This window comes from Phycisphaerae bacterium, assembly GCA_012729815.1.
In the GTDB taxonomy this organism is placed as follows: Bacteria; Planctomycetota; Phycisphaerae; order JAAYCJ01; family JAAYCJ01; genus JAAYCJ01.
This window is the reverse complement of the sequence record JAAYCJ010000149.1, coordinates 1-26254: the sequence shown is the minus strand read 5'-3', so window position 1 is coordinate 26254 and position 26254 is coordinate 1. Positions and strand designations below refer to the sequence as shown.

24 protein-coding genes are annotated in these 26254 nt (G+C 64.6%); 18 read left to right on the top strand and 6 right to left on the bottom strand.

All coding sequences use genetic code 11. From position 1 onward, the window contains the following. Nucleotides 1-252 precede the first annotated feature (252 nt). Complete coding sequence (locus GXY33_10310) at nucleotides 253-825, top strand: hypothetical protein (protein ID NLX05526.1); 573 nt, start codon at nucleotides 253-255, stop codon at nucleotides 823-825. Between the two features lie 342 nt (nucleotides 826-1167). Here GXY33_10310 and GXY33_10305 read toward each other — a convergent pair whose 3' ends face one another. Further along, on the bottom strand, nucleotides 1168-2709 hold the full coding sequence (locus GXY33_10305; protein ID NLX05525.1) for an ABC-F family ATP-binding cassette domain-containing protein: 1542 nt from the start codon (nucleotides 2707-2709) through the stop codon (nucleotides 1168-1170). A gap of 252 nt (nucleotides 2710-2961) precedes the next feature. Then, the gene (locus GXY33_10300; protein NLX05524.1) at nucleotides 2962-3819 is read right to left on the bottom strand and encodes an alpha/beta hydrolase; all 858 of its coding nucleotides are present in this window, start codon (nucleotides 3817-3819) and stop codon (nucleotides 2962-2964) included. A gap of 168 nt (nucleotides 3820-3987) precedes the next feature. Between GXY33_10300 and GXY33_10295 the strand changes: the two genes are divergently transcribed. The 14 genes from GXY33_10295 to GXY33_10230 all read left to right on the top strand — a co-directional run bounded on the left by GXY33_10295 (nucleotide 3988) and on the right by GXY33_10230 (nucleotide 18689). Beyond that, nucleotides 3988-5067, top strand: a complete 1080-nt coding sequence (locus tag GXY33_10295) for a substrate-binding domain-containing protein (protein NLX05523.1) — start codon at nucleotides 3988-3990, stop codon at nucleotides 5065-5067. Beyond that, a complete protein-coding gene (locus GXY33_10290; protein NLX05522.1) occupies nucleotides 5064-7136 on the top strand; it encodes a hypothetical protein in 2073 nt (690 codons plus the stop codon). Before GXY33_10295 ends, GXY33_10290 begins: the two co-directional genes overlap by 4 nt. Beyond that, nucleotides 7133-7861, top strand: coding sequence for a DUF1559 domain-containing protein (locus GXY33_10285; GenBank protein ID NLX05521.1), 729 nt, complete (start codon nucleotides 7133-7135; stop codon nucleotides 7859-7861). The genes GXY33_10290 and GXY33_10285 overlap by 4 nt, the downstream gene beginning before the upstream one ends. A 790-nt stretch (nucleotides 7862-8651) precedes the next feature. Then, entirely contained in the window at nucleotides 8652-9527 is an 876-nt protein-coding gene (locus GXY33_10280) for a hypothetical protein (protein NLX05520.1), read from the top strand. Between the two features lie 26 nt (nucleotides 9528-9553). Further along, entirely contained in the window at nucleotides 9554-9790 is a 237-nt protein-coding gene (locus tag GXY33_10275; GenBank protein ID NLX05519.1) for a hypothetical protein, read from the top strand. Nucleotides 9791-9814: 24 nt separating this feature from the next. Continuing rightward, nucleotides 9815-11098 (top strand): diaminopimelate decarboxylase, encoded by a 1284-nt coding sequence (lysA, locus tag GXY33_10270; protein ID NLX05518.1) that lies wholly within the window; start codon nucleotides 9815-9817, stop codon nucleotides 11096-11098. A gap of 16 nt (nucleotides 11099-11114) precedes the next feature. Continuing rightward, entirely contained in the window at nucleotides 11115-12053 is a 939-nt protein-coding gene (locus GXY33_10265; GenBank protein ID NLX05517.1) for a VWA domain-containing protein, read from the top strand. Next, nucleotides 12050-13078: a hypothetical protein gene (locus GXY33_10260; GenBank protein ID NLX05516.1), complete on the top strand. Its 1029-nt coding sequence runs from the start codon at nucleotides 12050-12052 to the stop codon at nucleotides 13076-13078. Before GXY33_10265 ends, GXY33_10260 begins: the two co-directional genes overlap by 4 nt. After that, nucleotides 13075-13458 (top strand): four helix bundle protein, encoded by a 384-nt coding sequence (locus tag GXY33_10255; GenBank protein NLX05515.1) that lies wholly within the window; start codon nucleotides 13075-13077, stop codon nucleotides 13456-13458. The genes GXY33_10260 and GXY33_10255 overlap by 4 nt, the downstream gene beginning before the upstream one ends. A 65-nt stretch (nucleotides 13459-13523) precedes the next feature. Then, entirely contained in the window at nucleotides 13524-14273 is a 750-nt protein-coding gene (locus GXY33_10250) for a MotA/TolQ/ExbB proton channel family protein (protein NLX05514.1), read from the top strand. Continuing rightward, nucleotides 14273-14743 (top strand): biopolymer transporter ExbD, encoded by a 471-nt coding sequence (locus GXY33_10245; GenBank protein NLX05513.1) that lies wholly within the window; start codon nucleotides 14273-14275, stop codon nucleotides 14741-14743. The genes GXY33_10250 and GXY33_10245 overlap by 1 nt, the downstream gene beginning before the upstream one ends. Next, on the top strand, nucleotides 14740-15261 hold the full coding sequence (locus GXY33_10240) for a hypothetical protein (protein ID NLX05512.1): 522 nt from the start codon (nucleotides 14740-14742) through the stop codon (nucleotides 15259-15261). Before GXY33_10245 ends, GXY33_10240 begins: the two co-directional genes overlap by 4 nt. A gap of 1 nt (nucleotide 15262) precedes the next feature. Further along, nucleotides 15263-17842 carry a hypothetical protein gene (locus tag GXY33_10235; GenBank protein ID NLX05511.1) on the top strand — a complete coding sequence of 860 codons (2580 nt, stop codon included), beginning with the start codon at nucleotides 15263-15265 and terminating at the stop codon, nucleotides 17840-17842. A gap of 52 nt (nucleotides 17843-17894) precedes the next feature. After that, a complete protein-coding gene (locus tag GXY33_10230; GenBank protein ID NLX05510.1) occupies nucleotides 17895-18689 on the top strand; it encodes an SGNH/GDSL hydrolase family protein in 795 nt (264 codons plus the stop codon). A 21-nt stretch (nucleotides 18690-18710) separates the two neighbouring features. On the opposite strand, the gene GXY33_10225 is transcribed toward GXY33_10230, so the two are convergent. After that, nucleotides 18711-20897, bottom strand: a complete 2187-nt coding sequence (locus tag GXY33_10225) for a hypothetical protein (GenBank protein ID NLX05509.1) — start codon at nucleotides 20895-20897, stop codon at nucleotides 18711-18713. Between the two features lie 160 nt (nucleotides 20898-21057). On the opposite strand from GXY33_10225, the gene GXY33_10220 reads away from it, so the two are divergent. Beyond that, entirely contained in the window at nucleotides 21058-21651 is a 594-nt protein-coding gene (locus GXY33_10220; GenBank protein ID NLX05508.1) for a pyridoxamine 5'-phosphate oxidase, read from the top strand. Between the two features lie 95 nt (nucleotides 21652-21746). Here GXY33_10220 and GXY33_10215 read toward each other — a convergent pair whose 3' ends face one another. The 3 genes from GXY33_10215 to GXY33_10205 all read right to left on the bottom strand — a co-directional run bounded on the left by GXY33_10215 (nucleotide 21747) and on the right by GXY33_10205 (nucleotide 24823). Continuing rightward, nucleotides 21747-21899 carry a hypothetical protein gene (locus GXY33_10215; protein ID NLX05507.1) on the bottom strand — a complete coding sequence of 51 codons (153 nt, stop codon included), beginning with the start codon at nucleotides 21897-21899 and terminating at the stop codon, nucleotides 21747-21749. Nucleotides 21900-22018: 119 nt separating this feature from the next. After that, nucleotides 22019-23629: a DUF4038 domain-containing protein gene (locus GXY33_10210; GenBank protein ID NLX05506.1), complete on the bottom strand. Its 1611-nt coding sequence runs from the start codon at nucleotides 23627-23629 to the stop codon at nucleotides 22019-22021. 3 nt (nucleotides 23630-23632) lie between these two features. Next, the gene (locus tag GXY33_10205) at nucleotides 23633-24823 is read right to left on the bottom strand and encodes a hypothetical protein (protein NLX05505.1); all 1191 of its coding nucleotides are present in this window, start codon (nucleotides 24821-24823) and stop codon (nucleotides 23633-23635) included. Between the two features lie 144 nt (nucleotides 24824-24967). Here GXY33_10205 and GXY33_10200 point away from each other — a divergent pair, with 144 nt between their 5' ends. Beyond that, nucleotides 24968-25333: a cupin domain-containing protein gene (locus tag GXY33_10200; protein NLX05504.1), complete on the top strand. Its 366-nt coding sequence runs from the start codon at nucleotides 24968-24970 to the stop codon at nucleotides 25331-25333. 10 nt (nucleotides 25334-25343) lie between these two features. After that, nucleotides 25344-26254: hypothetical protein (locus GXY33_10195; GenBank protein ID NLX05503.1), on the top strand; the 911-nt coding region annotated here is incomplete at its 3' end.

Below are 26254 nucleotides of genomic sequence, written 5' to 3'. Positions count from 1 at the left end.
ATAATTGCCTGTGATCGAGTGGCAGAAGGGTGATGTTCAGCCAAGGTGGGCCGATCCGATGGGCGCTTCTCAGAAGAGAACAGCCGTATGCCCGCAGCGACCGCGGCGAATCAAAAAACCTGTCTCTTGATCGGAGTAGCGTTTTGTCTCACGTTCTGTAAAGTGAATCATCTGTAGTGTACCAGCATGAGTTCATGGCGATACATCTTGCGGCAGGGGTTGAGAGTCCTATTCTGGCTCGGTGTGGGCTTAGTGGGTCTGTTTTTGTTCCTCTCGCTCCTGCTCAATGTGGGCGTCTGGCTGACTCGATCGCACAGCCAGAAGCACCTGCCGCCGCGGCCCCTGTTCTCTGATCGAACGATTGAGTACGGCATCGGGCGATATGTGAAGTGGGGCGGGCCACGCAAATTCGTGGATCACGAGTACAACTACGTGCTGCTCGAGGAGGAACACAACATCCTGCTGCTGGTGGACGCCGGCTCCGAGTTTCGCTGGAGCAAGACCATCGTGCAGAGCACGCCCTTTGAGGTGGAACTGATTATCTCGGACAAACCTCGCCGGTGGATGGGTTTCGAACCTGCCCCGAACACTGGATATTACCTCACGGCGGGACAAGATCTGATATCGTTTCCACTAACGCCGGAGGCAGTTAGCCGCATCAAAAGCCAGTTCGGCGAGAGTGAATGCCTTTGGCGTGTCGACGATTTGAAGGTCTTTCTGCCTCAGGTCGGGGTGGACGTACCCACAACCTGCCCTGCGTTGTCCGAAGGTGGCGATACGACCGTACCGGCCGTGCCCCACGCCACGAAGCCTTCAGCGCGGTAGCCTGCACGCCTGGAGTCAGGATTTGAAAGCTCCCTTGTCAGCCCGCTTGGCTGCCTTCGCCGCCTCCTGTTCAACCCTCCACGTCTCCGCCCCTCCGCGGGAGACCGGCCTTTGCCCCTTCTGTTCCGGCCCGACCACCTGATCTGCGGACCCCCGGACTCCCGTCTACCTTCTCCTCTATCCGCCGCAATCGAACGCCTTTCTCCGAACAAATTCGAAATCCGAAATCCGAAATCAGGAGTCCCCTCCGCGTGCTCCACCGCCCTCGGCGGAGTCTGCCTTCTCCATTCTGGCTACTGACTACTGGCTTCTGACTTCTTGTCTTCGCCCGCGTGCTCCGTGCTAATCCGAACTCCCAGCCTGCCTGACCGTCACCGTCGTCCGTCGCCCAGCCACATCACCCGCCTCCGCGCCGACCTCCCACCGCGTCCGCGTCAACCGCTCCAGAAACCTCCGATCGTGACTCACCAGCAGCAGCGCCGCGTCGCACTCGGTCAGCGCCTTCTCCAAGCACTCGATCGACGGCAGATCGAGATGATTTGTCGGCTCGTCCATGACGATCAGCCACGGCTGACGGGCCATCCCCGCCGCCAGCAAAATCTTGCGCACCTCGCCCGGACTCGGCTCCTCCGTGTCCAGCACGCGCACCGGATCGGACCCCAGACACCCGATCTCCTGCATCAGCCGCCCGAGCTCGTCGTTCGGCAGCCGGCGAACCTCCTCCACGATCCGCCGACTCTCAGCCGTGTCGATCTCCTGGTGCATCACGATCACCCGATCCGCCGGCAACTCAAGCCGCGAGACGATGTGACGCACCAGCGTGCTCTTGCCCGCCCCGTTCGGCCCGACCAGCGCGACCCGGTCGTCCGGCCGCATCGCCAGCTCGCCGAACGTCAGATCGCGGTCCTCGCCCATCGGCAAGCGCCCGCTCGGCAGGCGAAACAGGAAATTCCGCCTCGCCCGGCTGCCCGTCAGCTCCAATCCCAGCGCCTGATCCTTCCTCGCCCGAAGCGAGTCGAACTGCTCCTGGGCCTGATCAAGCCGCCCACGCATCTGCCGAAGCGACCGGCCCGCCTGACCGTCCTTGCCCGACACCCGCGCCCGGTCGATCTTTTCGCGGGCGTCCGAATCCCGCCGCCCCAGCGACCGCTTGGACCGCATGCCGTCCGCACGATCCGCCTTCTGCCGCCGCTTGGCCGCCTCGCGCGACAGCCGCTTGAGCTCGCCGCGCGCCTCATCCCGCCGCTGACGGGCCTGCTGCCGCTCCGTCCGGACCAGTTCGGCTGCCTTCGTGTATCCGCCCGGCCGCATCGAAGCCGTCGGCGGTTCGATAAATAAACACTGCCCGCAAAGCTCATCCAGCAGGTCGCGGTCGTGGCTCACCAGCAAGCCGATCCCGCTGAACGTCCGCATCGCCCGGCCGAGCAGGTCACGCGCCTGTGCGTCGATGTGGTTGGTCGGCTCATCGACCGCCAGCACGCCCGGCTGCTGCCACAAAGCCGTGGCGATCTGGGCCCGCTTACGCTCGCCGTGACTGAGGCTGTCCCATCGCCCCGGCCAATCCGCCTCAATCGCCAACTGACCGCGAAGTCCGCACGCATGATGGTCCGTCGCCGACAAAAACGCATCGAGACAAACCGGCGGATCGTCCGTCCGCTGCGGACAGTAAATGATCCTTTCCGGAGCGATCACCCGCCCGCGCTGCACCTCAAGCTGTCCGCAGGCGATCCGCAGCAGCGTCGTCTTGCCCGATCCGTTCGGCCCGATCACCCCCGACCAGCCGACCGGAAAACGAACCGTCAAACCCTCAAACACCGGGTCCGCCGAACCCGGATAGAAAAACACGATATCCTCAACCAGCAGGTCGCCCTTGACCGTCGCCATGGCCGTCATCTCCCGTTCGATTTGCAGCCGTCCACAAACCGCCCGCGGCGACCGCATCGACAGGTGAAAAAACCGGAAGGGAACAAGCCGCGAGCCAACGTCAAATACACGAAACGCGCAAACCCACCGGCCGGCCCGAAAGCCGTCCCGCCATTCGCACGTTCCGCAAACCTACCGACGTATCACTCGCGACTCCTCAATGCTCAAGACCACGATGAACCCGACTCGATCATAGCACAACCCCGGCAAGAGTCAACCGCCGCAACGCACGAAAAACTCCACCAACTCCGGACGATGGAAAAACTCGGGGCACACCTCATGGCCTTTGCTCGGAACGACGATCAACTCACCCGGACCGCTGAGCGCCTGATACCGTCGGATCAACTCGGCTGAGTTGTGTTCGAGTGGAACGACGGTGTCCATATCGCCGTGAAGGTGCAAAATGGGTATGCCCGCCGCGGCTAATGGCGCGAGTCGGTCGATCGGGTTGTGCTCGGCCAACTGCGATTCCAACTGCGCCGCCGTCAGGCCGTACGCGCCGCATGCGTTGTCTAAACCCGGATAGCTCCGCAGGTTACAGACGGTGTAGATCCCGCCGACGCAGCGGACCTTGTCCGGATTCTCAGCCGCCCAGTTGTACAACATCAACCCGCCGCGACTCTGCGGCAGCAGACACGCCTGGCGATCCAACCGCAATTCCGTCGTGACGATCCGCCACAACTCGGTGTAAGCGGCGCGGCCAGCAGGACTTCCGAACGATTCGCCGACATCCACGCCGCAGATCGCAAAGCCCGCGTCGAGCAGTTGCGTGAAGTACCACTCGTGCTCAGCGGCGGGCAACTGGCCGATGAACGATGGGGCGTAGTAAATCCAGGGATGACGGCCACTTGCGCGGGTTTTGGCGGGCAGAATGGCGTAACCGCCATTGCTTGCGGGCACGGGGAAGTCGAGGCGCTTGGCGCCGAACTGCTGCGTAACTGCCGCACTGGCCGTCACTTGCGTACGTGGTCCGTTTGGCTGGTTCATCGGTTTTTCCTGAGTGCATTGCAGCGACGCGATCATCATGGCCGCCATGAGGATTGGATACAGGAACGTTCGTAAGTGAGGCATATCCGGTTCTCCGTCAGGCTCAGATAGGGTTATGGTAATCGTGGTTGGAGATGGCGAAAAGGACTTTCCCGGTGAAGATCGCGGACAAGGGGATTGATATGATGATCATACAATAGTACAATGAGATACGAACGATACGGTCAGTGCGATACAGTTGAGGATGGATTGATGGCGACGATGATGATGCCGAAGTCGGAGCAAGTGTACGAGGACTTGCGGGAGAAGGTCCGGGGGATGCGGCCGGGTTCGCGGCTGCCGTCGATTCGGTCGGTGATGCGGGAGTTCGGGGTGAGTCAGTTCACGGTGGATCGGGCGATGGAACGGCTGGCGGAGGAGGGGGCGGTGGTTCGTCAGGCGAGTCGGGGGGTGTTCGTGACGGAGGCGGCTGGTGAAGGGGCATCGTTGCGGCCGCACGTGATTGCGATCGCGGTGCCGGACGATTTTTCGTCGCCGGTCTATACGAGCTACGTGCGGAGTCTGGAGGAGGAGGTGGCGAAGGCGGGTGAGGCGGCGCGGGTGATCCGGTACGACTGCCGGGACCGGATTCTGCAGGGGTTTCCGGAGGTGGAGATTGACGCGCTGATCATCCTGCCGACGAGCGAGCGGCTTTTGCCGGAGGATTTCGCGGCGCTGTCGCGGTTCAGCGTTCCGACGGTGATATTCGGGCGGGTGCTTCGTGACGTGGCGATCGATTGCGTTGAGCCGGATGACGAGTTGGGCGGAGCGATGGCGGCTGAGCACTTGATGGGGTTGGGTCATCGTCGGCTGGCGGTGCTGGTATCGGAGCCGCGGACGGTGGTGGTCGAGCTGCGGGTGCAGGGTTTCTGCCGGCAGGCGCGGATGGGCGGGCTGGAGGAGGTGGAGGTGATCGAGTGCGGGACGCAGATGGGGCAGCGTTCGGCGATCCGGGCGTACGAGACGCTGCGGGGTCGGCTGAAAGATGGTGTGTTGGGTTTTACCGGGTTATTCGTGGTCAGCGACATGAGCGCGTTGGGTGCGATCAAGGCGTTGGAGGAGGGGGGGCTGAATGTGCCGCGTGACGTGAGCGTGATCGGTTTTGACGGGATACCGGAGGGGGCGGTGTTTCGTCCGCCGTTGACGACGGTGGCGGTGGAGATCGAGGCGGTGGCGCGTTTGGCGGTGGAGGTGGTGGCCGGTCGGTTTGAGGGTTCACAGGCGGCTGCGATTCACCGGTCGGTTCCGCCGAAGGTGGTAGTTCGGGAGTCGACACAAGGAGTGGCATCGTGAGCAGACTGACGATCGGCGCGGTATTGGCGGTTCTGGCGGCAGGGGTCGGGCAGGCGGCGGTGTCGCCGGCCGAGGAGGCGGGGCTGTTCACAGCCGGTGTGCCGGTCGCGTTTGCTGTCGACCAGGCGGGCGGCTGGCGGGTGTTGGACGTTGACGGGGCGCGCGTTCGGGAGGGGCGGCTTGAGGCGGCCGGCCGGCTTGAGGTTTCGGGTCTGCCGGTGGGTTACTACGAGTTGGAGGTAGGGGGCGAGCGGCAGTCGTTTGTGGTTTGTCCGGCGGATCGGGCGTTGCGGAATCCGCGGCTTGGGGTGAACGTGACGCACATCACGCATTTGATGGGCGAGGGCCCTGAACCGGCGCTTCGGGTGTTGCGGGTGTCGCGTCGGTTGGGGTTTGCGTGGGTGCGGCATCCATTCACGTGGGAGGACATTCATACGGGGTTGGGCGGGTTTCGGTGGGGCGTGGCGGACCTCTTGACGGCGGAGTGCGAGCGGCTGGGACTGGCCATGCTGCCGTGCATTTTTTACAGTCCGCCGTGGGCGTCGACGGCGCCGGAGAGCCAGGCGGAGCAACGGCGGCATTACATGCCGCAGCCGGAGGCGTTGGCTGAGTTCTGCGAGGCGGCGGCCAAGCGGTACAAGGGGCGGGTCGAGGCGTGGGAATTCTGGAACGAGCCGGACGTTGAGCTGTTCTGGAAGGGGCGGTTCGGTCACACCACGAGCGACGAGATTCTGGGCGATCTGGTCGAGTCGCTGGGCGTGGCGTACACGGCGCTCAAGCGTGGCGACCCGGAGGCCCGGCTGGTGGCGTTCGGGGCGACGGGCGGTCTGCCGGAAGGGGGTGTATACCGGCCGTTCCTCAAGACCGTGTTGGAGAAGGGGGCGGGACGTTACTTTGACGCGATCAGCGTTCACTACGGCGCGGACCTGGCGGCATGCCGTGGGTTGCTCAAGGAGGCGGGCGCCTCGACGGAGATATGGATCACGGAGTTGGGCGGCGGCGACGACGAGAGCCGGTCGGGCGGACCGGTGGGTCACGTGCGGGAGGATATAGCTCAAGCGGTCTGGCAGTGGGCGCAGGGGGCTGAGCGTCTGGCGAAGTTTTTTGCGTGGCCGATCGGGATCGATACGGACATGAGTTTGTTTCGGGCGGGCGGGACGCCGAAACCGGCGGCTGCGGGATGGGCGATTTTCAATGACGTGATGCGCGAGGCGCGGTGCGTGGGCGAGCTGGACGTGGTGCGGAGCGTGGATCGGGGATTTGCGCGTGGCGTGGGTTTCGAGACGCCGGAGGGGCCTCTGGCGGTGGTGTGGCTCGAGCACGCCAAGCGGGCGCGGTGCGAATTGCCGGTTGGGCCGGGAGAGGTAACGGTGATGGACGCGCTGGGCCGTCCGGCGGCTGTGTCGAAGGACGACGGCAAGATCGGCTTTGAGCTGGGGCTTTTGCCGGTGTACGTGCGCGGCAAGGTGACAGCAGCGGTGGGCGAGGTGGCGTATCCGAAGGTGGTGATCGAATACGTGGACGAGCGGGTTGAGAAGCTGGAATGTGGCGATTTCGAGGGATCGTCCGAGGCGGTGTTCGCCCACTGGCAGGCGAGTTCGGATGTGAACAAGCCGACGGCTGAGCTGGCGTTCGGGGTTGAGAAGGAGGGGGCGTCGGAGCAGGTGCTGTCGGTTGCGGCGACGGAAATGACGAACTGGCCGTGCGTGCAGCAGGTTTTGCCGGTTCGACAGATCGACCGGATGCCGGAGGAGAATGCGCGGCTGGTGTATCGGGTGACGGGGCGGGTTCGGACGAAGGACGTGGTGGGTCGCGGGGCGTTCGTGGAGATTTCGTATCTGGACGGTAAGGGCGATCGGATCTGGCCGCCGACGTCGTCGGAGTTTCGGATTGGGAGCAGCGAGTGGGTGGCGGCCAATACGGCCTGGTCGTCGCCGCAGTCGGCGACGGTTGCGGTGGCGGTTCGGTGCTACCTGGGCCGGGCGACCGGTCAGGCGTGGTTTGACGATCTGGAGCTGCGCTCGGCGATCGAGGTGCGGCGGCTTGAGTTTGCGGAGGACAAGCGATGAACGTGAACGGGCGGCAATGCGGCGGCCGATGTCTGGTTGGCGAGCGGTTCGTCTCGGCCAGGCGGCTTGGGGCTTTCGCGGCGTTTACGCTGATTGAGCTGCTGGTGGTGGTGGCGATCATCGCGGTGCTGGTGGCGATACTACTGCCCGCGTTGAGTAGCGCGCGGGAGCAGGCGCGGAGCGTGACGTGCCGCTCGCAGCTTCGGCAGATCGGGTTGGCGTTTTACGCGTACGCGAACGATCATCGCGATTATTTGCCGGCGCTGAACGACCTGGAGAATGACGAAGAGGATTTCCGGTGGTACACCAATTTGCTGGTTTACGGCGGGTATATTGTCGGCGAGTTCGATGTTCCGGAGTGGGGCGATATCGCTGAGCATTCGCAGCCGTGGAGGTGTCCGTCGGCGACGGCGTTCTGGTGGTGCGCCGGGTACGGGGTGGTCGAGGACCACGTGTTTCGATACGGCCAGTGCTTCAAGGTCGAGGATTTCCGCCGACGGTCGGAGATTGCGCTGCTGGCTGACGCCCGGGAGACGTATGGGTCGACGTGGATGGCGGTGACGTGCCCGGTGTGTCGGAACTGGGATACACCGAATACGGGGCAGTTGGCTGAGCGGCATGCGGGCGGGTCGAATCTGATTTATATGGATTTGCACGGCGGCTGGATGAGCCGGCCGGAGGCATTGGGCATGCTGGTGTTGTTTGGTCACGAGGCTGGGGATTAGGGGGAGGGGAAAATGAAAAGTGAAAATAGAAAATACCAAAGTGCAAAATAGTGAGGGTGTTGGTGGGGGATGATTTGGCGGAGTTGGTGTTCCTATTTGGGATTGGCACGGAGTACGCGGAACACGCGGACAAAGACAAGAAGTCAGAAGTCAGAATGGGAGGATGACTCCCGCCGAGGCGCTGAGACGCGGAGGGGGAAGAGTAGGGATTCGGGGTTAGGGGTTGGGGATTGGGGTTGAAGACTCCGCCGAGGGCGGCGGAGCTACATTGGCGGCGGAGGTGCATTGGCGGCGGAGGTGAGATCATTTGCATCGGCGGTGGCGTGTCGTGGGCGCGGTGGGTGTACTATAGCACGAGGGTGACGGGAATTGGCGCGTTGCGGGAGGGGGGAAGAGAGGAGGGTGCGTTTTCGCCCGCGAAACCACACCCTATCGCTGCTCGGGGCTTTCGTGGGGGACACGATATGATCGCTCTGCCGGATTCTGCCGGGTTCCCAGCAACGCCAGTCGGCGGCGGCGATAGGTCGTAGAGCGACCTGTCGCGAGATTGCGGGGTGTGGGCCAGGGGCGGTTTTTTGGTGCGTCGGGACGACGCACGCTGGGGCGCACCATCTGGCAATACCGGCGGCAGAGGGAAATGGTGGATGCAGGAACATCCACCCTACGGGAGACGAGGCGGCGGTTGAGGTGGTTTGGGCGGGATGGCGGAGGCTGGGGAGGGGGGGAGATGTGGTTGCAGTTGGGTGGGGATTCTGGTAGTCTCAAGCTGGATCAGGAATGGAGCGGCATTATGCGCAGTGCGATCGTAATTTTGGGAGTGTTGCTGACGGCGGCGTCGGTTGGCGGGTGCCGTGGGCAGGACTTTAACTGGGACACGTTCCGGTTCGAGCGGACGAGCCCTCGGGATCGGAGCAGCGAGCCGGTGACGATGCGGGTACCGCCACCGGCGGCGAGGCCGGCGCCGGCGCCGCGGCCGCGTCGCGAGGCGGTGGATGACGAGCGCGGGCGGATTTACCGGCTGTATGTGACGCGAAACGCGGAGCTGGAGGCTGAGACGGGGGCGCGGGTCCAGGTGGTGGGTGATGCCCCGGTGGAGAAGTTGGCGGATATTCTGTGGCTGATGTATCCGGGCGAAGGTCCGGGCGGCAGCCGGGATACCCGGTATATCGTGTACTTGAACTCGGAGGTTCGGGACCTGGCGGCGGCGTACGCCGGGCTGCTGGACGTCGGCGAGCCGGCGGAGGGCGAGGGGGGAAACGCGGTGTGGGCTGAGGCGCTTTCGGCTTTGTACGCGAGCGAATTCCCGCGGAAGCTGGACCAGGCGTCGCGGCTTCGGGCGGTGGGTCGGCTGGAGCGGGTGGCTCAGGATCCTCAGGCGGAACGGGAGTTGCGGTGGGGAGCGGGGATATTGTTGTGGTATGTGAACACGCGGTTCGATCCGAAGGATCGCGCGGCGGCGTCGACGGGGCTGGCGTTGGCGGCGCGTGCGGCGACGGGCGACGCGTACGGGACGATGGTGGTGCGTCTGCACGAGATTCGTGACCTGATGGCCCGCAAGACGGGGATGCGGGCGATGCAGAAGGCGCGCGAGGCGCTGGTCGAGTTTGAATCGTTGAACGGGACGGCGTGTTACAAGATGATCGAAAGCGTTGCGGGGTCGAAATAGGGGCGTATTTGCGGGAGGACCATGCGATGGCTCGGGCGTATTTGAAGATTCTGGTGGACGCGGCGGACGAGGACCGGGTGTTGCGCGAGCTGCTGGAGGTGGAGGGGGTGACGATGGCCGATCTGACCATGGGCGATCAGGACATCATCGCGGTGGTTGAGGCTGAGACCTACGACGACATTGTGCAGATTGTGCTGGGCCAGGTTCGGCGGGTTCACGGCGTGGGTCGGACGGTGACGAACCTGGCGATTTCGTACCGTTGACGCAACAGACTGGAGCAAGCAGCGATGGATTTGTTTGAGTATCGTGACGGGCAGCTTCACTGCGAAGAGGTGGCGGTGTCGCGGATCGCTGAGGAGATCGGGACGCCGTGCTACGTTTACTCGGCGAGCACGTTTCTGGGGCACTATCAGCGGATCGCGGAGGCGTTTGCCGAGTTGGACCCGCTGATCTGCTATTCGGTCAAGTGCAACGGGAACGTGCATTTGCTTCGGCTGCTGGCGAAGGCGGGTGCGGGGTTCGACGTGGTCAGCGGGGGCGAGTTGTTTCGGGCGATTCAGGCGGGCGGCGATCCGTCGAAGATGGTGTACGCGGGGGTGGGCAAGACGGACGCTGAGATCAACCAGGCGCTGGACGTTGGGCTTGGGGCGTTCAACATCGAGTCGGAAGCGGAGCTGGAGAATATTCGTTCGATCGCGGCGGCGCGGCGGATTCCGGCTCGGGCATTGCTGCGGGTGAACCCGGACGTCGATCCCAAGACGCACCGGTACACCACGACGGGCAAGAAGCAGACGAAGTTCGGGGTGGACATCGAGGAGGCGCAGCGGATTTTTACGGCGCACGCGGGGGACAAGTACCTGCGTTTAAGCGGCGTTCACATCCACCTGGGTTCGCCGATCAACACGATCGATCCGTACGTGGAGGGGATTCGGAAGGTGCTCGACCTGATCGAGCGACTCCGGGGCGAGGGCGTGGCGATCGACACGGTGGACATCGGCGGGGGGTTCGGGGCGGATTACCAGAGCGAGCAGGCCCCGCTGGGCAAGGTGTACGCGGAGGCGATCGTGCCGCTGCTGAAGGGGCGGGGGCTTCGGGTGATCATGGAGCCGGGGCGGGCGATCGCGGGCAATTCGGGGATTTTGGTGACGCGGGTGCTGTACCTCAAGCGTTCGGGCGAGAAGCAGTTCGTGGTGGTGGACGCGGGGATGAACGACCTGATTCGGCCGACGCTGTACGAGGCGTTTCACTTTATCTGGCCGGTCGAGGTGGCCGCCGGGATGGTTCCGTCGCGGCGGGTTGAGAAGCCGGAGATTGAGGGGTTGTCGAAGTACGACGTGGTGGGTCCGATCTGCGAGACGGGGGATAGGTTCGCGGCGGACCGGTCGATGCCGGCGGTGAATCGCGGGGACCTGCTGGCGATTTTCACGGCGGGCGCCTATGGTTTTACGATGTCGAGCCAGTACAACGCCCGTCCGCGAGCGGCTGAGGTGTTGTGCGAGGGCAAGTTGATGCGGTTGATCCGCCGTCGGGAGACGTACCAGGATCTGGTGGCGGCGGAGATCATGGAATAGCGTCGGTTTTCGCGGCTTGGCGCGCGACGAAATCGGCAGAGGCATGACCGAACACGAGTTGCAGGAGACGAGCGTTTGGCGTAGGGCGGGCCGGCTGCTGTTGTGGTGGCCGTGGGCGATCTCGGCGGCGGCGCATCTGGCGGTTTTGGGCGGGCTGTCGGCGGTGGTTTTTATTTCGTTCGAGCATCGTCCCGCGCGGCGGGAGATCGTGCCGGAGGCGCGGCTTGGGAAGGTGGATCCGCAGTTGCCGCTTTTTCAGGACCAGCAACGGGCCCCGCTGATCGATTCGCAGAAGCTGGTGACGGAGGCGCTGGCCAGACAGATCGAGTCGTCGGCGCAGCCTCAGGCGAGCGGTTCGCAGGATTTGGACCTGGCGGTGCTGGCGTCGGGCGGGTCGGTCGGATCGCAGGCGGCGGATCTGGGTCAGGTGGCGCCGATCGTACCGCGGACGCGATTTTTCAACACGGCTGGGAACGCGTATTCGGTGATTTACGTGGTGGACGTTTCGCCGAGCATGCTGCCGTTCTTCGATCCGCTGAAGCGCGAGTTGGGTTCGAGTCTGGGCGAGTTGCAGCCGATGCAGAAGTTCCACGTGATTTTCTTCAGTTCGGGCGAGCCGATCGAGGGGCCGGCGAAGGGGCTGACGTGGGCGAGCGACCGGAACAAGCGGACGTACATCGAGTTTGTCGACCAGGTGCAGACGGACATCAAGACGGATCCGCGGTGGGCGGTTCGGCGGGCGCTGGAGCTGAATCCGGATCTGGTGTATCTGCTGACGGACGGCGTGTTCGACGAGAAGCTGGCGGATCAGATCATCGAGTGGTCGAAGGCGCGGCAGATCAAGATCAACACGCTGGCGTACGTCAACGAGCGCGGGGCATTTCTGCTGCGGAAGATCGCGGAGCAGACGGGCGGGGTCTATCGGTTTGTGGCGGAGACGGAGTTGAAGTGGTGAGGACGATCGCGGCGCTGTTGATGGTGTTGGTCGCGGCTGGGTCGGCTTCGGCGGACACGGTGCTGACGCGCAAGGCGCAGTCGGTTCGGCACGTGAAGATCGTCGAGTTCGATCGGGCGCGGCTGACGGTGATGGACAGCCAGAGCGGCCAGCGCTCGCAGATTGATTTCGCGGACGTGTATCTGGTGCGGGTGGACGGTCGGGCGGAGTTGAACGAGGCGGAGAAGCTGCTGTCGCTCAAGAAATACGATGAGGCTGTGGCGGCGTATCGGGAGGCGCTGGGGTTTGCGGGCGGCGGATGGGAGGGTGCGTGGGTTCGCGTGCGGCTGGTGAATCTGCTGGCGCGGGGCGGGAAGCTGGACGAGGCGGCGGAGCTGATCGTGCGGTTGGCGGAGGATATTCCGGAGTGGTTGATCCAGGTGTTGCCGACGCGCGGCGAGATTCCCTCGGACGAGAAGGCGATGGGCGCGGCGACGGCGACGCTGGTGGCGGCGCGGAACAAGGCGGGTTCGGCGGAGACGCGTCAGGCCCTGAGCCGGGTGTTGGAGCGGTTGGGGATCAATCAGCCGAATTTGGCTGATCGCAAGAAGGTGGTTCGGGAGGTGACCGAGAGCGAGCTTTTGAATTTTCGGCGGCCGGGTGCGTGGCTGGATCAGTGGGCTGCGGAGCAGTTGGAAGCCGGCAAGGCGGATCAGCTTCTGGCGACGACGGAGACGTTGTTCGCGGCGGCGGTGCGGGCGGATTTGCCTGGCATTCTGCATTGGCGCGGGCGAGGGTTGTCGGCTGCGGGTCGATTTGACGGTGCGGCGTTGGAGTTGCTGCGGGTGGCCGTTGAGTTTCCGCAGAGTCCATACGCTGCGGGGTCGCTGTTTTACGCGGCGGAGGCGTTGGATCAGGGCTCGCGGCAGGTTTTTGCGAAGGCGGTTCGGGAGGAACTGGTGCGGCGGTTTGGCGATTCGACGGAGGCGGCGGTGGCGGAGATGGTGGATGGGGCACGGCGGACAAGCGGAAACAATGAAAAATGAAAATAGCAAATACCAAATGTCAAAATGTCAGGAACGATATCTCCGACCGGTTTTTGAAGCTCTCAGCGGAGACGGTGAAACTGACATTGCGGCTCAGCCGGAACATTCCGGGCAGGCATGTGGCCAGGCAGCTCCTGCGGAGTGCCACGTCCGGCGGGGCGAATTACGAAGAGGCCTGCGCCGCTGAGAGCAAGCCCGATTTTGTCCACAAACTGCAGATCGTACTGAAGGAACTGCGGGAGTCCCGCTACTGGTTGAGGGTTGTGGAGGACAGTGCTCTACTGGCGCGAGAAGACGTGCAACTCCATGCGCTATTGCGGGAAACCACCGAGCTTGGCAACATTATCGGAAAGTCGATCGTCACCGCGAAGCGTCCCTGATTTTGCACTTTAGTATTTGCTATTTTCAATTTTCATTTGGACCGAAGTCGCAAGGAAGCATCGCCATGAGAATAACGCCAGCACTACCGTTGATCTGTCTATTCGCATCCACCGCGGTCGCGCAGGATGGGTCTGCGGTTTCGATCGATTACTTTCACCGTTTCGTCATTGACGGTGGGTTGATCACGTGGTTTGTTTTGATTCCGCTGAGTGTGGCGACGTTTGCGCTGATTTTGCGTCATGCGCTGGTGATACGGCCGTCGCGGATACTGGATCGGCAGGACTATGAGAAGCTGGCGAAGACGCTGGCGCGGGGGGACGTGGAGGCGGCTTGGCGGATGTCGGGGCAGGGGGAGACGTTTTTGTTTTCGGTGGTTCGTCGCGGTTTGGTCGAGTTGGCCAACAGTCCGGAGTCGGCTGAGACGGCGGTGATCGAGGCGACGGAGGAGCGGGCGACGAATCTGCTTCGGCGGATCGAGTACCTCAACATCATTGGGAACGTCGCGCCGATGATCGGGCTGTTCGGCACGGTGTACGGTATTATTCTGGCGTTCAACAAGCTCGTGGAGGTGGTGCGACAGGGCGGCGTGACGCAGCCGGACCAGCTCGCTGAGGGCATTTCGGTCGCGTTGGTGACCACGTTCTGGGGTCTGATTGTGGCGATACCGGCGCTGGCGATGTACGGGTTGTTCCGCAACCGAATCGACGCGATCGCGGCGCAGATCGCGAACATGTCGCTGGATTTGCTTCGCAGCGTGACACCGGACGGGCGGGATCGTTTGCGGGTGGCGACGCTGGCGCCGCCGGAGGAGTGATGCACCGGTATCTTGGGACAATCCGGCGGAGCACCTGGCAGGGTCGGCTGAACCTGACGCCGCTGGTGGACATCGCGTTCCAGCTCATCGTGTTCTTCATGCTGGTTTCGCAGTTCGTTTCGGCGGAGCGTCAGCCGATGCAGCTTCCAACGCCCAGCGATTCGCAGGCGCGTCCGCTGGCCCTGCCCGACCGGCTGGTGGTCAACCTGTTCGCGGACCCATCGGGGCGTTTGGGGCGGATTCAGCTCAACGCGCAGATCGTGGGCGACCTTTCGGAACTGGTCGATCTGCTGCTGCGGTTGGCGCCGGATCAGACGTCGCGGACGACGGTGGTGCTGCGGGCGGACCGGCGGCTGGCGTTTGCCGAGATCGAGCCGGTCCTCAAGGCGATCTCCAACGCGTCGATTTCGTCGATCGAGATTGCGACGGAGATGGAGGCGGGCGGTGCGAACGGGAGGGGGTCGCCATGAGTCTGGACCGGATCTGCGTGCCGCGAAAGCAGAGCGTGGCCCGGCTGTGGCGGGACCGTCGGCAGTCGCGCCGTCGTTCGACGATCGGAGCGGTGAACCTGGCGCCGATGATGGACATCATGTTCAACCTGCTGATTTTCTTTCTGGTGGCCTCGTCGTTCAAGCTGCCCGAGGCGCTTCTGGCGGCTCGGGTTCCTCGGACGACGGGCCTTTCGGCGGAGGCGGCGATGCCGCTGGTGCCGGTGCGGATATTCCTGGACGCGGGCGAGGAGGGCCGGCCGGCGAGCATTCGGCTGAGCACGGCGATGACGGCGGATGGGGGTTCGCAGATTCTTGTGTCGGACTATCGCGATCTGGCCCGGCGTCTGGCGGACCTTCGGGCCCAGCCGGGGATCACGGACAAGACGCCGGTGATCATCGCGGCCAGGTCCGCCACGGCGTGGGACCACGTCGTCAATACCTACAACGCCGCTTTGAAGGCGGAGTTCACGCGGATCACGTTTGCGGAGTGGAAGTAGCTTGCGGCTGTTGACGGTGCATTTCGTCTTGTTGGCGACGCTGGCGGCGATGGCGGCGGCGGCGGACTATCGGCTGGATGACGAGTTGTTCCGGCGTGGGTTGATTGACCGGGGGTTTGATGAGCTGCTGGCGGTTTACGATCAGGGTCATCCGCCGGAGGGCGATCTGGACCTGTTCAATCTGGAGATCGCGCAGGCGTGGCTGGGGTACCGTCGGGCCGAGGGGGCGGCGGATCGGTCGGAGCGGCTTGAGAAGCTTCTGGGGATGGAGCGGGAGCGGATCGCGACGTACCGCAATCATCCGCTGACGGCGACTTGGCGGGTCCGTTACGCGAACGATCTGTTGTCGGAGAAGCATGCCTCAGCGGTGTTTTTGCTGGCGCTGGGACTTACCCTGCCGGATGACGCGGCGGAGCGGCTGCCGGCGGGGCTCGATGAGATTGAAGGGCAACTTGGCGAGGCGCGGGAGTTTCTGGACGGTGAGCTTTCGCGGTTTCGGGGGATGGACGATCAGGCGTTGGCGGAGGCGAATCGGGCGGGTCTGCCGGAGCTGTACGGTTCGTCGCTGCTTCAGGCGCGGTACCTTTCGGCGTGGACGCAGTTCTGGCGGCTTGACCTGCTGCCGAGCATTCAGCGGGTCAAGGTGCTCTATTCGCTGCGCGACCTGCTGGCGGAGCTGGAGGCGACGGAACTGGCGTCGGAGCAGGCGGATTTTCGCGTGCTGCAGGCGGCGGTGCATCGGCGGCTTGGCAGCGTGCACGAGGCCGGTCGGATGCTGGAGGCGGTGAGCGGTCCGCTGCCGCCGGTGTGCGGGTTGCTGGCGGAGTTGGAGCGGGTGCGGTTGGCGGTGGAACTCAAGGAGTATTCGCGGGCTGAGGCGTTGGCGCAGGCGATCGATTTGTCCGTTTGGCCGCAGGGTTATCAGCGGGACTTGGTGGACCTGACGGCGCGGCTGATGCGCGGGCGGATCGGACTGGCCCAGCTGGGTGAGGAGGCCTGCGAGCGCGGCCGTCGTGAGGCGGCGTTGGCTGAGTTTTCGAACGCGTTGGCCGCTAGGCCCGAGCTGGCGGCGATGTTCGAACGGGAGGTTGTGGAACTCGGCGATTGCCCGGCTGAGGCGATGGCGGACGTGGAGGTGTATCTGCGGGCGGCGCTGGTCCGTCGCGAGGGACGTGTGGAAGAGGCGATTTCGCTGGCGCGGGGCCTTGTCGCGCGAGGGCAGGGCGGAGCGGAGTTGGTGGTGGCGGCGCGGCGGCTTCTGGCGGATTGCCTTGCTCAGACTCAGCGGTTCGGCGAGGCGGCGGCGGTGCTGGCGGATCAGGTGAACGAGGGTCAGGAACTTTCCGAGGCGGCGCTGGCGCAGTACGCATCGTTTGCGTGGCGGGCCTACGAGCAGAGCGGTCAGCATGCGGATCGGCGGCGGTTTGTCGAGGCGGCGTCCGGGCTGCTCGCTCAGTATCCCAAGACGGAGCAGGGCGATCGGTTCCGCCTTCTGCTGGCCGACCAGCTTGGCCAGTCGGGCCGGTGGCGAGAGGGGTTGGCGTGTCTTGACGCCGTCGAGTCGAGGTCAGAGTCCTATCTGGAGGCGCAGGCGGCCAGGGTGCTGATCCTGACCCGGCGGTTCGGCGAGTTGTCATCGTCGACAACGGAGCCGACGGCGGGCGAAACGCTGTCGCTGGCCCAGGACATCCTCGCCGCAACGCAGCGGATGCTGTCCGCCGTCGGCACAGCCCAGGCGAAACCTGACGAGGTCGCCTCGTGGCAGTTGCCGCTGCGGCAGTTGAACCTGGTGGCCGGGGCGGTTCTGGCGTGCGATCGGGTGCTCAGGCACCAGGCCGTCGGACGGGCCGACGAGGCGAAGCAACTGACGAGCCTTTATGCTCCTTTGATCGAGGCGTACGAAAAGGCGAATCCGGCGGCACTGCCGGCGCGGGTGTTGGGGTTGGCTGAGGAGGCGACCTCTGAGTCGCTGGCTGAGGCGGTTGTGTTGGCGACGAGGATGCTGGCGATCGAGGAGATTGTCGCCGACCGCAAGGCGGAGACGGTGGCGACGGTGTTGGCGGCGGTCCATCGGCGTCTTCTGGCGGATCGTGCGGAACCGGTAGTGACCGATCCTCCCGGGTTGGCGGTCAAGGCGGCGGACCTGAGTCTGCGAACCATCGCCGCACTCGGCGAAAAGGCGGGGGTCGCGCCCGCGCGACGTCTGGCGGCGCTGCGGACGATCGCGGCGGCGGACGCTGGGCGATACGAGCAGGTGCCGATGAGTGCGGATGGCGCGGAGTCGCCGGAGGCATACCGGATCGACCTTCGCCTGGCTGCGGCGCGAGCTTCGCTGGTGCGGGAAGGCTTCACGGACGCGGCGAACATCTCGATGGAGGTGATCGGCTCGGTCTCGCCGGGCGATCTTCGGCACTGGCACGGTCTGGTCGTCAATCTCACGGCCCACATGCGATTGGGGTCCGATCCTCAGCAGGTCGCGGCGGCGATCATGGCCCGTCAGCAGCAGTTCCCGGATCTGGGCAATGCGGCGACGAGGTCGGAGCTTCTGGGCATTCTGGAGGCGGCCCGGCCGCAGCCGTAGGTTGTGTCCGCCGGCGTCTGGCCCTATAATTGAGTGCAAAGGGGGAACGGTCATGAACGTACGCCGCTTGGTCACAAGGTCCGGACGATGCCTTCTATTCGTTGCCGTGACTGGACTGCTGACCGGCTGCAACGGTTTTCGCGTGCCCGATCCGGACGTCCGGACCATCGCTTTCGGCGACTCGTCGACGGATGGACCGGCGGAGAAGAACTACTGGGAGTTCGTTCAGGAGGATCTGGGGGTTCCAGCGGACTGGTTTGCCAACGAGGGCGAGGGCGGCGAGACGGCCCAGGAGGGACTGGAGCGTCTGACCGGGCTGTTGGCGGACGGCATCTATCCGAACGCCGAGACGCTGCTGTATTGGCAGGGGGCGGCGGGGGTGATCGATTTTATCCGTCGGGTGGACCCGCTGCTGCTGTTTGATCCCGGCGGGGCGGACTATCCGTATTCGGGTTCGCTGGATGAGGAGTTGGATTCGGTTCAGGCGAGCATTGAGCAGGCGATTGAGACGGCTCAAGAGGCGGGGTTGGAGGTGGTGGTGAGCACGTACTACTATTTGATTCCCAGTGTCGGGCAGTGCGATCCGGCGCCGCTTGGCGTCCTGCTGCCCGGCCAGGCGGCCAACGCCAACAGGTACGTGGACCGCCTCAATGAGCGGATTCGTCTGGCGGCGCAGGCGGCCGATGTGACGCTGGTGGACGTGGCGGCGATCGGCGATGAGCTGTTGGCTGAGCCGGGTAACTACTTCGACTGCCGACATCTGAGCGTTCAGGGGAATGAGCGGGTGGCGGAGCTCTTCTTATCCGCGCTCAGCGGACAGGCCGCAGATACAACGGCTGACGAATGAAGCCGTCGGACGACGCGGGTGCTACTGTGGATCGTGAATCTCGATATCCTGTCTTCGCGATTCAGGACTGACGTTCAAATCCACCAAGCGGCCGTTGCGGCAGGTTCCTTCGACGATCGTGTTGAACGGGGCGTGCAGCTTGAATTCGACGTTCCAGTGTTTGGGCCAGGCGGGCAGCAGGTGGATCTTGCGGCCGTCCGTCTGGAGCAGCATGGTCTGGAGGGTGATGAGGATCACGGAGCCGTGGTCCTGGTCGGGGATCCAGTCGAAGTTCGGGCCCCAGAAGGCGTCGAAGCGGGCGTTGGGATTTTTGTTGGCGGTGCGGCGGACGATCGCGGCGCGGGCTTCGTCGGCCAGTCCGAGGCACGCGGCTTGGATGTCGTCCTGCCGCCAGCCGTAGTTGCGCTCCTGAAAGTCACGGGTGAAGTACGTGCGGCGGCCCAACTCCAGATCGGGTTTGCCCACGCCGTAGAGGCGGTAGGGGAACACGGCGTAGAGCTGGGGCGACTCGATGTTCATCGCCGGTCCAGTGGTTTGCTGGGCTGCGGCGAGGACCGTTTGGCCCTCGTGGTCGCGGACCGGGACCTCGGGCAGTTCGGCGAGCATCCGTTGCCAGCGCTCCCGCTGGTCCTGCGTAACGTTCGCCTCGGGCAGTTGGAGCAGTTGCGGCAGGATGAATCGCAGGCCCGCGATCTCCGGCAGCGGGTTGACCGCTTCGTGCCACATCTCCAGCGACTGGGCGGGTTCGAAACGGATTTTGCCATTTTCGTCGCGCCGGTAGTGGCGGTCGTAGAATTCGGTGACGGCGTCGGCGATCGGCAGCAGCGTCTCGGCCAGGAGCTGTTCGTCCCGCGTGTGGGCCCAGGCGTCGAGCATGATCGCGATAAGCTCCAAGCCGCCGGACCAGTAGCGGCGGATGTAGGTGTTCTGGACCCAGGAGACGTCCTTGCCCTGCCTCTCCCAGCCGTAGTTGGCGTTGGCGTAGGTTCCCCAGAACTCGATGGTTTCGGGAAAGAACGCGCCGCGGTGGCCGAAGTAGATTTCGGTTCGCCGGCGGGCCAGCGGGAGGGCGTCGCGGTACATGGCGAAAAATGGTGTGGTCAGGTCATAATCGCCGGAGGCCAGCAGCGGCCAGTAGATCAGCCGCGTGTTCTGGAACCAGTACGGCGCGCCCCATCGGCGGTAGTCGGGATCGCAGACGTGGTTCTGATGGTTCCATTCGGCGGTGAAGATCGAGCCGTTGAATTCGATCGGACAGGCTCCGCGGCCGCCGCAGGCGGTGATGAACCGCTGGAGCAGGTAGGCGCGGCTGACCGTTTCGGCGTGGTTGTCGCCGGAGACGACGACGCGGCTGCGATCCCAGAACTCGCGCCACCAGCGTCGGTGCTCGGCCCGCGCGGTCTCGAGGTCAACCGCCTCGGCGGCGTCGGCGGATGTCTCCAGTTCGCTTAGCCACTGCGCAGCGGACGGCGTCTGGCGGGTCAGCAGGTGGATCGAGACGGCGAATCGCTTTTGCGGCGAGGACGATCGTAACGCGGCGGCGTTTTCGGAGACGAGGCCCTCGCCCCGGATCAGCCCACCGAAGGTTCGGCCCAGCAGCGGGTCGCCGATCTCGCCGGTCAGTTCGCCAAGCCCCTGAAGCGTCATGTTCTCGGGCCAGCGGGACGTTTCGTTGCGGTGGTACCAGACGACCTGGTCTTTTCGGTCGGTCAAAACGGTGTCCGGGTAGACGACGACCGGGGTCGGGCTGCCGATCAGGCCGTAGGCGCTGTCGATTTCCCGTTCGCCGAGTTCCCGCGGCTGGGTCCGCCAGACTTCCAGCTTGGCCTGGAGGTCGAAGGGCGACTGGCCCTCGGCTTCGACGCGGACGAGGGGCCGGTTGGCGTCGACCCAGACCCGCAGGACGATCGCGTGCGGCGGTTGGCCGGCCAGGACCACGATCTGGCCCTCAGCCAGCTTGAGCGTCTGACGGAAGGGACTGCCGGCGATGAAGGGATTGTGGCGGATCGCAATCCGGACCCGGGCGAGCTTGAGCAGCCGGCCGTTTTCGCTCCAGGCGTCGGTCTTGCCGATCAGGAACAGCAGATCGCCGTCCGGTTCGACCCAGACATTCAAGCCGATATCGCCGTTGCCGACGGGCATGGAATCGGCGGATGAGCGGCTTGGGGTTTCCCATACCACGTTGAAGGCGTCGGTGTACATGGCCATCCTCGCGCGTCTACATGGCGGAACGAAAGGCACAGGTTAGCGGATCGGCGGGACGATCGCAACGCCCGTTGCCGCGATCGATGTGAAGGAAAAGGTTGAAGGTTCATCGCCGATCGAGCAGAATGCACCACAGAATAGCATCCGCTCGGGAGGGCTGGTCATGAATGAAGGGGTGGAACCCGCTTGTGTCGATTGGCGTCAGCGCCTGGCTGAATCGCGTCGGGCCAACGAGGACGAGCCGACGCGGCGGTACGTTCAGTTGGCGACGGTCGATGAGGACGGCTGCGGACGGTGCCGGACCGTGCTGTTTCGCGAGTTGCTGGACGATCCGCCGCGGCTGATGTTCGTAACCCACTGTCAGAGCCCGAAGGCCCGCCAGATGCGCGAAAACCCCTGGGGCGAAGCGTGCTGGTATTTCCGCGAGACGCTCGAGCAGTTCCGGTTTCTCGGCCGTTACGAGCCGCTGGGAGCGGATTGCGCGGACGCCCAGCGACCGTTCCGCCGGCAGGTGTGGGAGCAGATGCCGGAGAAGGGCAAGAAGCTGTTCTATTGGCCGGCCCCGGGCGAGTTGCGGACGCCGGAGACGGACTTTGAGCCGAAAGGCGACATGGCGACGTCGCCCGCGAGCTTTTGTGTCGTCCTGCTGGAGGTGGTCCGCGTGGACTGGCTTGACCTTAAGCCCTGGCCGCACGAGCGCGTCATCTATGAGCGCAACGATGACGGCCAGTGGCGGGCGAGAAGCGTGGTGGCGTGAAAGCCGTCAACCAAGCCTCGTGATCACGCCACTGGTAGCTCCGGTTGGCTGCGGAACGCTGGGCGGTTCCCGCGATCTGGTCTGATTGTCGCCGCCTAGAACGGCAGGGTGAACAGCCCGAGCGCCGCTGCAGCCGCCGCTGCGGCGCCTCCCCAGAGGTAGGTGCAGCAGCAGTCGCAGCCGACGATTGTCGCGGCGGTCGCGCAGGTGCCGACAAAGGCTGCCGTCCGCATTGCTCTTCGACGCATGGTACACCCCCGAAAAACTGTCTTGCCTCAAATGCCCCCGTACGTCAACCACCATTGTGGCACAATCGCCGAAAAGAATCAATCCCTCAGGCTGGGACGCGGACCGCGGCGGCGGAACGTCACTCGGCTTCCAGGGCCAGCAGCCAGTCGTGCAGCACCGGGGCGTGCGGGACCGGCCACGAACCGTCGCCGTCCGGCGCAATCGGACCGAGGGGAATCTCGGTGGCGTCCAACGGGTTGATGAACGCGGCGCGATAGTGGATGCCGCGCTCCAACTTCCTGACCGTGTACAGCTTCGCCCACGAGGGGATGAATCGCGGGAAGTAGATCAGCCGCAGCTTGCCCGGAACGCCCGCGGCGTACGGGTTGAGCGGGTCATTCTGGTCGGCCGTCGGTTCGATCCATTCCGGATGGCGCTCGAAGCTCCACCACGGGAACTTCTCCAGGATGCGTTTCCCAGCGGCCAGTTGGCTCGACCCGCGCAGGTTCATCGCCACGTTCCACGGCGGTCCGCCCCACGAGGCCCCGTGCGGCGAGGGTCCGTACGGCTGGGCCTCGGTGTTGACCTGCCATATCCCGTTGGCCCCGTAGGTGTGTCCAGCCGCGCCGGAGAGCATCGCCGACCAGAAGATGATCCGCTGCACCTCCGGTCCGCAGCGTTCCATGATGCCCTCGTAGCAGACCTCGCTGTCGATCACCGGCATGGTGGGTTGGCGATCCAGCGCCTCGCGGACGAGGCGAACGGTCGGCGATATGCTCTCGTGTCCGCTGTGGCCGGTCTGGAGCATTTCGAAATCGAGGATGGCCGGGTCCTCGACCTGATCGCGGCCGCGGGTGGTCGGGTGGATGGTGATCGGGTTGCTCCACGGGTCCAGCTCGCGGACGTAACGGGCGATTTGCGTCCAGCCGCGTTTCTGCTCCTGCTCGTCGCGATCGCGGTTTTCGCAGCGGTAGAACGGCATGGTGGCCTCGCCGGCCAGGCACCAGACGACCGGATAGGCTCCGTAGCGGGCGACCAGGTTGCGCCAGTGCCGCTGCATCTGCTCGACGCCCATCCAGATCAGGTGATAGCCCCAGGCCCCCACGATGCACGGCACGATCCCGCATCGGATCAGCCATCGCAGCCGCAGGTCGGCGTGGTCGAAGTACGCCGGGTTGATCCGGGCGTAGTCGCTGGTCCACGGATGTCCCGCCTCATTGGCCGCCCGCTCTTCGAACGCCGCCATGTCCGGATACAGGCCGGCGACGATCTGGACCACGGAAAAGCCCTTGGCCTTCCGGTCCGCTGTGAGAGTCTGGAAATCGTCCGGCCAGCCGAGACGTTTGGAGAGGCCCATCCACCAGGTGTCGGCGAGCCAGAAGAACGGCGTGCCGTCGGCGTGCTCGAGATGGCGGCGATTGGAGGTGATCCGCAGCCGACCGTGGCGAAACAGCGGGTTTTCGCCGGTGTAGGGCTCGACCGCGATGCGCCCCTCGCGGTCGTGCAGGTCGCGGTTGGCTTCGTCGCTGCAGAGGGTGCGGAAACGATATTCGCCCGCGCGGTCGGCGGCGAACCGCACGCGCCACTGATTCTCGCCGGCCCAGAACGCGGGGATGCGCATGCTCCGGCGGTCAGGGCCGGTGATTTCCACGTCGAGCGTCGCCTCATTAAACGGATCGGCGTAGGATTTCGATGACGCGTAGGACCATTCCGTCGGGACGTTCTGCATCGCCGTGAGGGCATTGATCATGGCCTACTCCTTTTGGGCTTCCACTTGCGACAGGAGCTGGCTGACGCTGGTGCAGTAGGCGAACTCGCCGGAGGGCTTCTTGATGGTTCGCGGATCGCCCAGTTCGGCCAGCAGCGAGAAATCCGGCTCGATTCCGGTTTCGCGCGGGCAGAAGAAGTTGAACAGGTAGATTCCGTCGGCTCCGTCGTTCCACAGGCGCAGGGATTCGCGGCGGTACTGGTCCGGTGTGGCCAGCAGGTGCGGGCGGACTCTTTCGTCGTAGATGGCCCGCTCGTCGGCGTTTGCCGGCCAGACGTTGTGCGAGCCGACCTCGATGGCGCCGTAGATCGGCAGGCTCGTGATTTGGGACCGGAAGGCTGCGACGTCAAGCGTCCCTTCGCCGTTGCGCAGGAATCGCGAGATGGTCAGAAAGTCGATGAGCCCCTGCTCGGCCCAGGCGAAGACGTCGAACCCGTCGCGGAGGCAGAAGTCCGGGCGATGCCACACCCGCGCCGTCAGCAGCAGCTTGCGACGACGGGCGGCGGCGGTCTGGTCGATCAGTTTTTTCACTTCGCGGGTGAACTCGGTGAGGATCGCGAGACCTTGCGATTCGCAGCCGGGATTGAAGTAGCGCGGAAACCGCATCCAGTCCAGTTCCAGCCCGTCGATCTTGTGGCCGTAGCGGTCGAGCACCTCGGCGAGCTGGTCGAGCATGAAGCGTCGGACCTGCGGTACCGCGTAGTCGTAGGCCCCGCCGAACCGGGCGTTGCGGTCGGTTCGCCACTGCGGATGCTCGCGCCAGAAGGGGGGCATCATCGGCGTGTCCTCGTCGAGGTGGTGGGCGTCGTTCATCCGGTAGCTCAGGATGACCTCCAGCCCCAGTTCGCGAGCCTGGTCGATGACCAGTCCGACCGGGTCGAGGCCATCGGCCAGAAGCCGACGGAGGTTCTCGCCGAGAAGCTTCTGGCTGGCGGGCACGTCGACGGCATCCTTGGGGTCATAGCCCTCCTGGCCGTACATGGGAATCACACGGCTTGGATAGTAGGCCAGACCCGCGTTGACGCAGAGGATGAACGTATCCACCTGCGAGCCGCTGAACGCGACCTCTTTCACGTAGCCGCCCACGTCCTGGGCGCTCAGCGGGCGGTCCGGATGGACGGCGTTGAAGAAGATGTTCCAGCCGTCGCTGTTGTAGAGGATGCGTCGTTGTCGCATGGCGTTTCTCCAGTTTGGGGCCATTATCCGTCGAACCATCCGCGAGTCAATCGTCGAGAATTGCGTGTTGGGTGAAAGGGGCTGCTACGTTGGCCGGTGGACCGGTAGTGGGTACAATGGCGTTGGGCCGAAGGAGAACGCATGATGAAGGCGGATGATGCCTGCGACGCGGTGGCGACGGGCGATCTCTTTGCCGACGCCGTTGCCGATGCGTCCAAGGAAGTGGTGACCGGGTTGCTGTCTGGCCGGGCCGTCCGGATCGAGCGGATCGTCTCGACCGGCCAGGTTTCGCCGGAGGGGTTCTGGTACGATCAGGACGAGCACGAGTGGGTGATGGTGGCTGCGGGCCGGGCCCGGCTGGAGTTTGAGAATCCCAACCGGACGGTTGACTTACAGCCGGGCGGCTGGGTACATATACCGGCTCACGTTCGGCACCGGGTGGCCTGGACCAACCCGGAGCGCGAGACGGTGTGGTTGGCGGTTTTCTATCGACACGACCTCAGTACTTAGGGACACGATCATGGCCTATCGGAGAGCGGACTTCAGCGTGCTGGGCGAGACCGGCTACGGCGTGGGCTTTCATTGGACCACCTGGACGGCTCCGCGGACCGGCCCGGTCGGGCCTTTTGCGGAGGCGGTTGAGGCGTTCGACGTCGGGCGGTTCGTGGATCAGGTGGCTTCGACGGGGGCCGGCCACGTGTTGCTGACCTCGACCCACTATCATCACCACTTTCCCGGTCCCAACCCCGAGGTCGACCGGATCATGCCGGGCCTGACCTGCCAGCGGGATCTGATCATGGAGATCGCCGACGGTCTGGCGGCGGCTGGGATCAAGCTGATGCTTTACTATCATCATGGCACCGACGGCGATCAGCCGATGGATTGGCGGACCGCCTGCGGAGCCGAGGAGAAGGACCAGACCCGCTTCTATGAAAACTACTTCCGCATCGTCCGCTGGATGGGCGAGCACTACGGGCCCAAGGTCATCGGCTACTGGTTCGACGCCGGTTACGCCCTGATGCGGCGCGGCACGCCGCCGTGGGAGAAGATGCTGGCGGTGGCCAAAGCCGGCAATCCCGATCGCCTGATCTGCTACAACTCGGGCATCGAGAACCACGAGAAGTACACCGACCTGCAGGACTACTGGGCGGGTGAGATCATTCGCCTCAACTTCGTTCCTCGCACGTCGCTGACGCCGTCGGGCTTGCCGTGGTACAGCTACACCTCGTGGCACGCCCACGCCACCTGGCCGATGTGCGGCGAGTGGGGATTCCACGAGGACACCCGCGACCTCGACTGGCCCGCTCCGCCGGTCGAAGCGGTCGAGCAGTACCTGCGACGCTTTATGAACTTCGGCGGCGCGGTGACCTTCAACGTCCTGGCGTGGCGCGACGGCGCAATACACGACCAGGACCTCGCCGTGCTCCAGGA

What these genes read in the sequence shown, in the direction of transcription:
- GXY33_10275 (NLX05519.1), top strand. Translation starts at nt 9,554, where the DNA reads ATGGCTCGGGCGTATTTGAAGATTCTGGTGGACGCGGCGGACGAGGAC.
- GXY33_10215 (NLX05507.1), bottom strand. Translation starts at nt 21,899, where the DNA reads ATGCGTCGAAGAGCAATGCGGACGGCAGCCTTTGTCGGCACCTGCGCG.
- GXY33_10205 (NLX05505.1), bottom strand. Translation starts at nt 24,823, where the DNA reads ATGCGACAACGACGCATCCTCTACAACAGCGACGGCTGGAACATCTTC.
- GXY33_10280 (NLX05520.1), top strand. Translation starts at nt 8,652, where the DNA reads ATGCGCAGTGCGATCGTAATTTTGGGAGTGTTGCTGACGGCGGCGTCG.
- GXY33_10230 (NLX05510.1), top strand. Translation starts at nt 17,895, where the DNA reads ATGAACGTACGCCGCTTGGTCACAAGGTCCGGACGATGCCTTCTATTC.
- GXY33_10250 (NLX05514.1), top strand. Translation starts at nt 13,524, where the DNA reads ATGAGAATAACGCCAGCACTACCGTTGATCTGTCTATTCGCATCCACC.
- GXY33_10245 (NLX05513.1), top strand. Translation starts at nt 14,273, where the DNA reads ATGCACCGGTATCTTGGGACAATCCGGCGGAGCACCTGGCAGGGTCGG.
- GXY33_10305 (NLX05525.1), bottom strand. Translation starts at nt 2,709, where the DNA reads ATGGCGACGGTCAAGGGCGACCTGCTGGTTGAGGATATCGTGTTTTTC.
- GXY33_10240 (NLX05512.1), top strand. Translation starts at nt 14,740, where the DNA reads ATGAGTCTGGACCGGATCTGCGTGCCGCGAAAGCAGAGCGTGGCCCGG.
- GXY33_10300 (NLX05524.1), bottom strand. Translation starts at nt 3,819, where the DNA reads ATGCCTCACTTACGAACGTTCCTGTATCCAATCCTCATGGCGGCCATG.
- GXY33_10295 (NLX05523.1), top strand. Translation starts at nt 3,988, where the DNA reads ATGGCGACGATGATGATGCCGAAGTCGGAGCAAGTGTACGAGGACTTG.
- GXY33_10200 (NLX05504.1), top strand. Translation starts at nt 24,968, where the DNA reads ATGAAGGCGGATGATGCCTGCGACGCGGTGGCGACGGGCGATCTCTTT.
- GXY33_10285 (NLX05521.1), top strand. Translation starts at nt 7,133, where the DNA reads ATGAACGTGAACGGGCGGCAATGCGGCGGCCGATGTCTGGTTGGCGAG.
- GXY33_10255 (NLX05515.1), top strand. Translation starts at nt 13,075, where the DNA reads ATGAAAATAGCAAATACCAAATGTCAAAATGTCAGGAACGATATCTCC.
- GXY33_10225 (NLX05509.1), bottom strand. Translation starts at nt 20,897, where the DNA reads ATGGCCATGTACACCGACGCCTTCAACGTGGTATGGGAAACCCCAAGC.
- lysA (NLX05518.1), top strand. Translation starts at nt 9,815, where the DNA reads ATGGATTTGTTTGAGTATCGTGACGGGCAGCTTCACTGCGAAGAGGTG.
- GXY33_10210 (NLX05506.1), bottom strand. Translation starts at nt 23,629, where the DNA reads ATGATCAATGCCCTCACGGCGATGCAGAACGTCCCGACGGAATGGTCC.
- GXY33_10220 (NLX05508.1), top strand. Translation starts at nt 21,058, where the DNA reads ATGAATGAAGGGGTGGAACCCGCTTGTGTCGATTGGCGTCAGCGCCTG.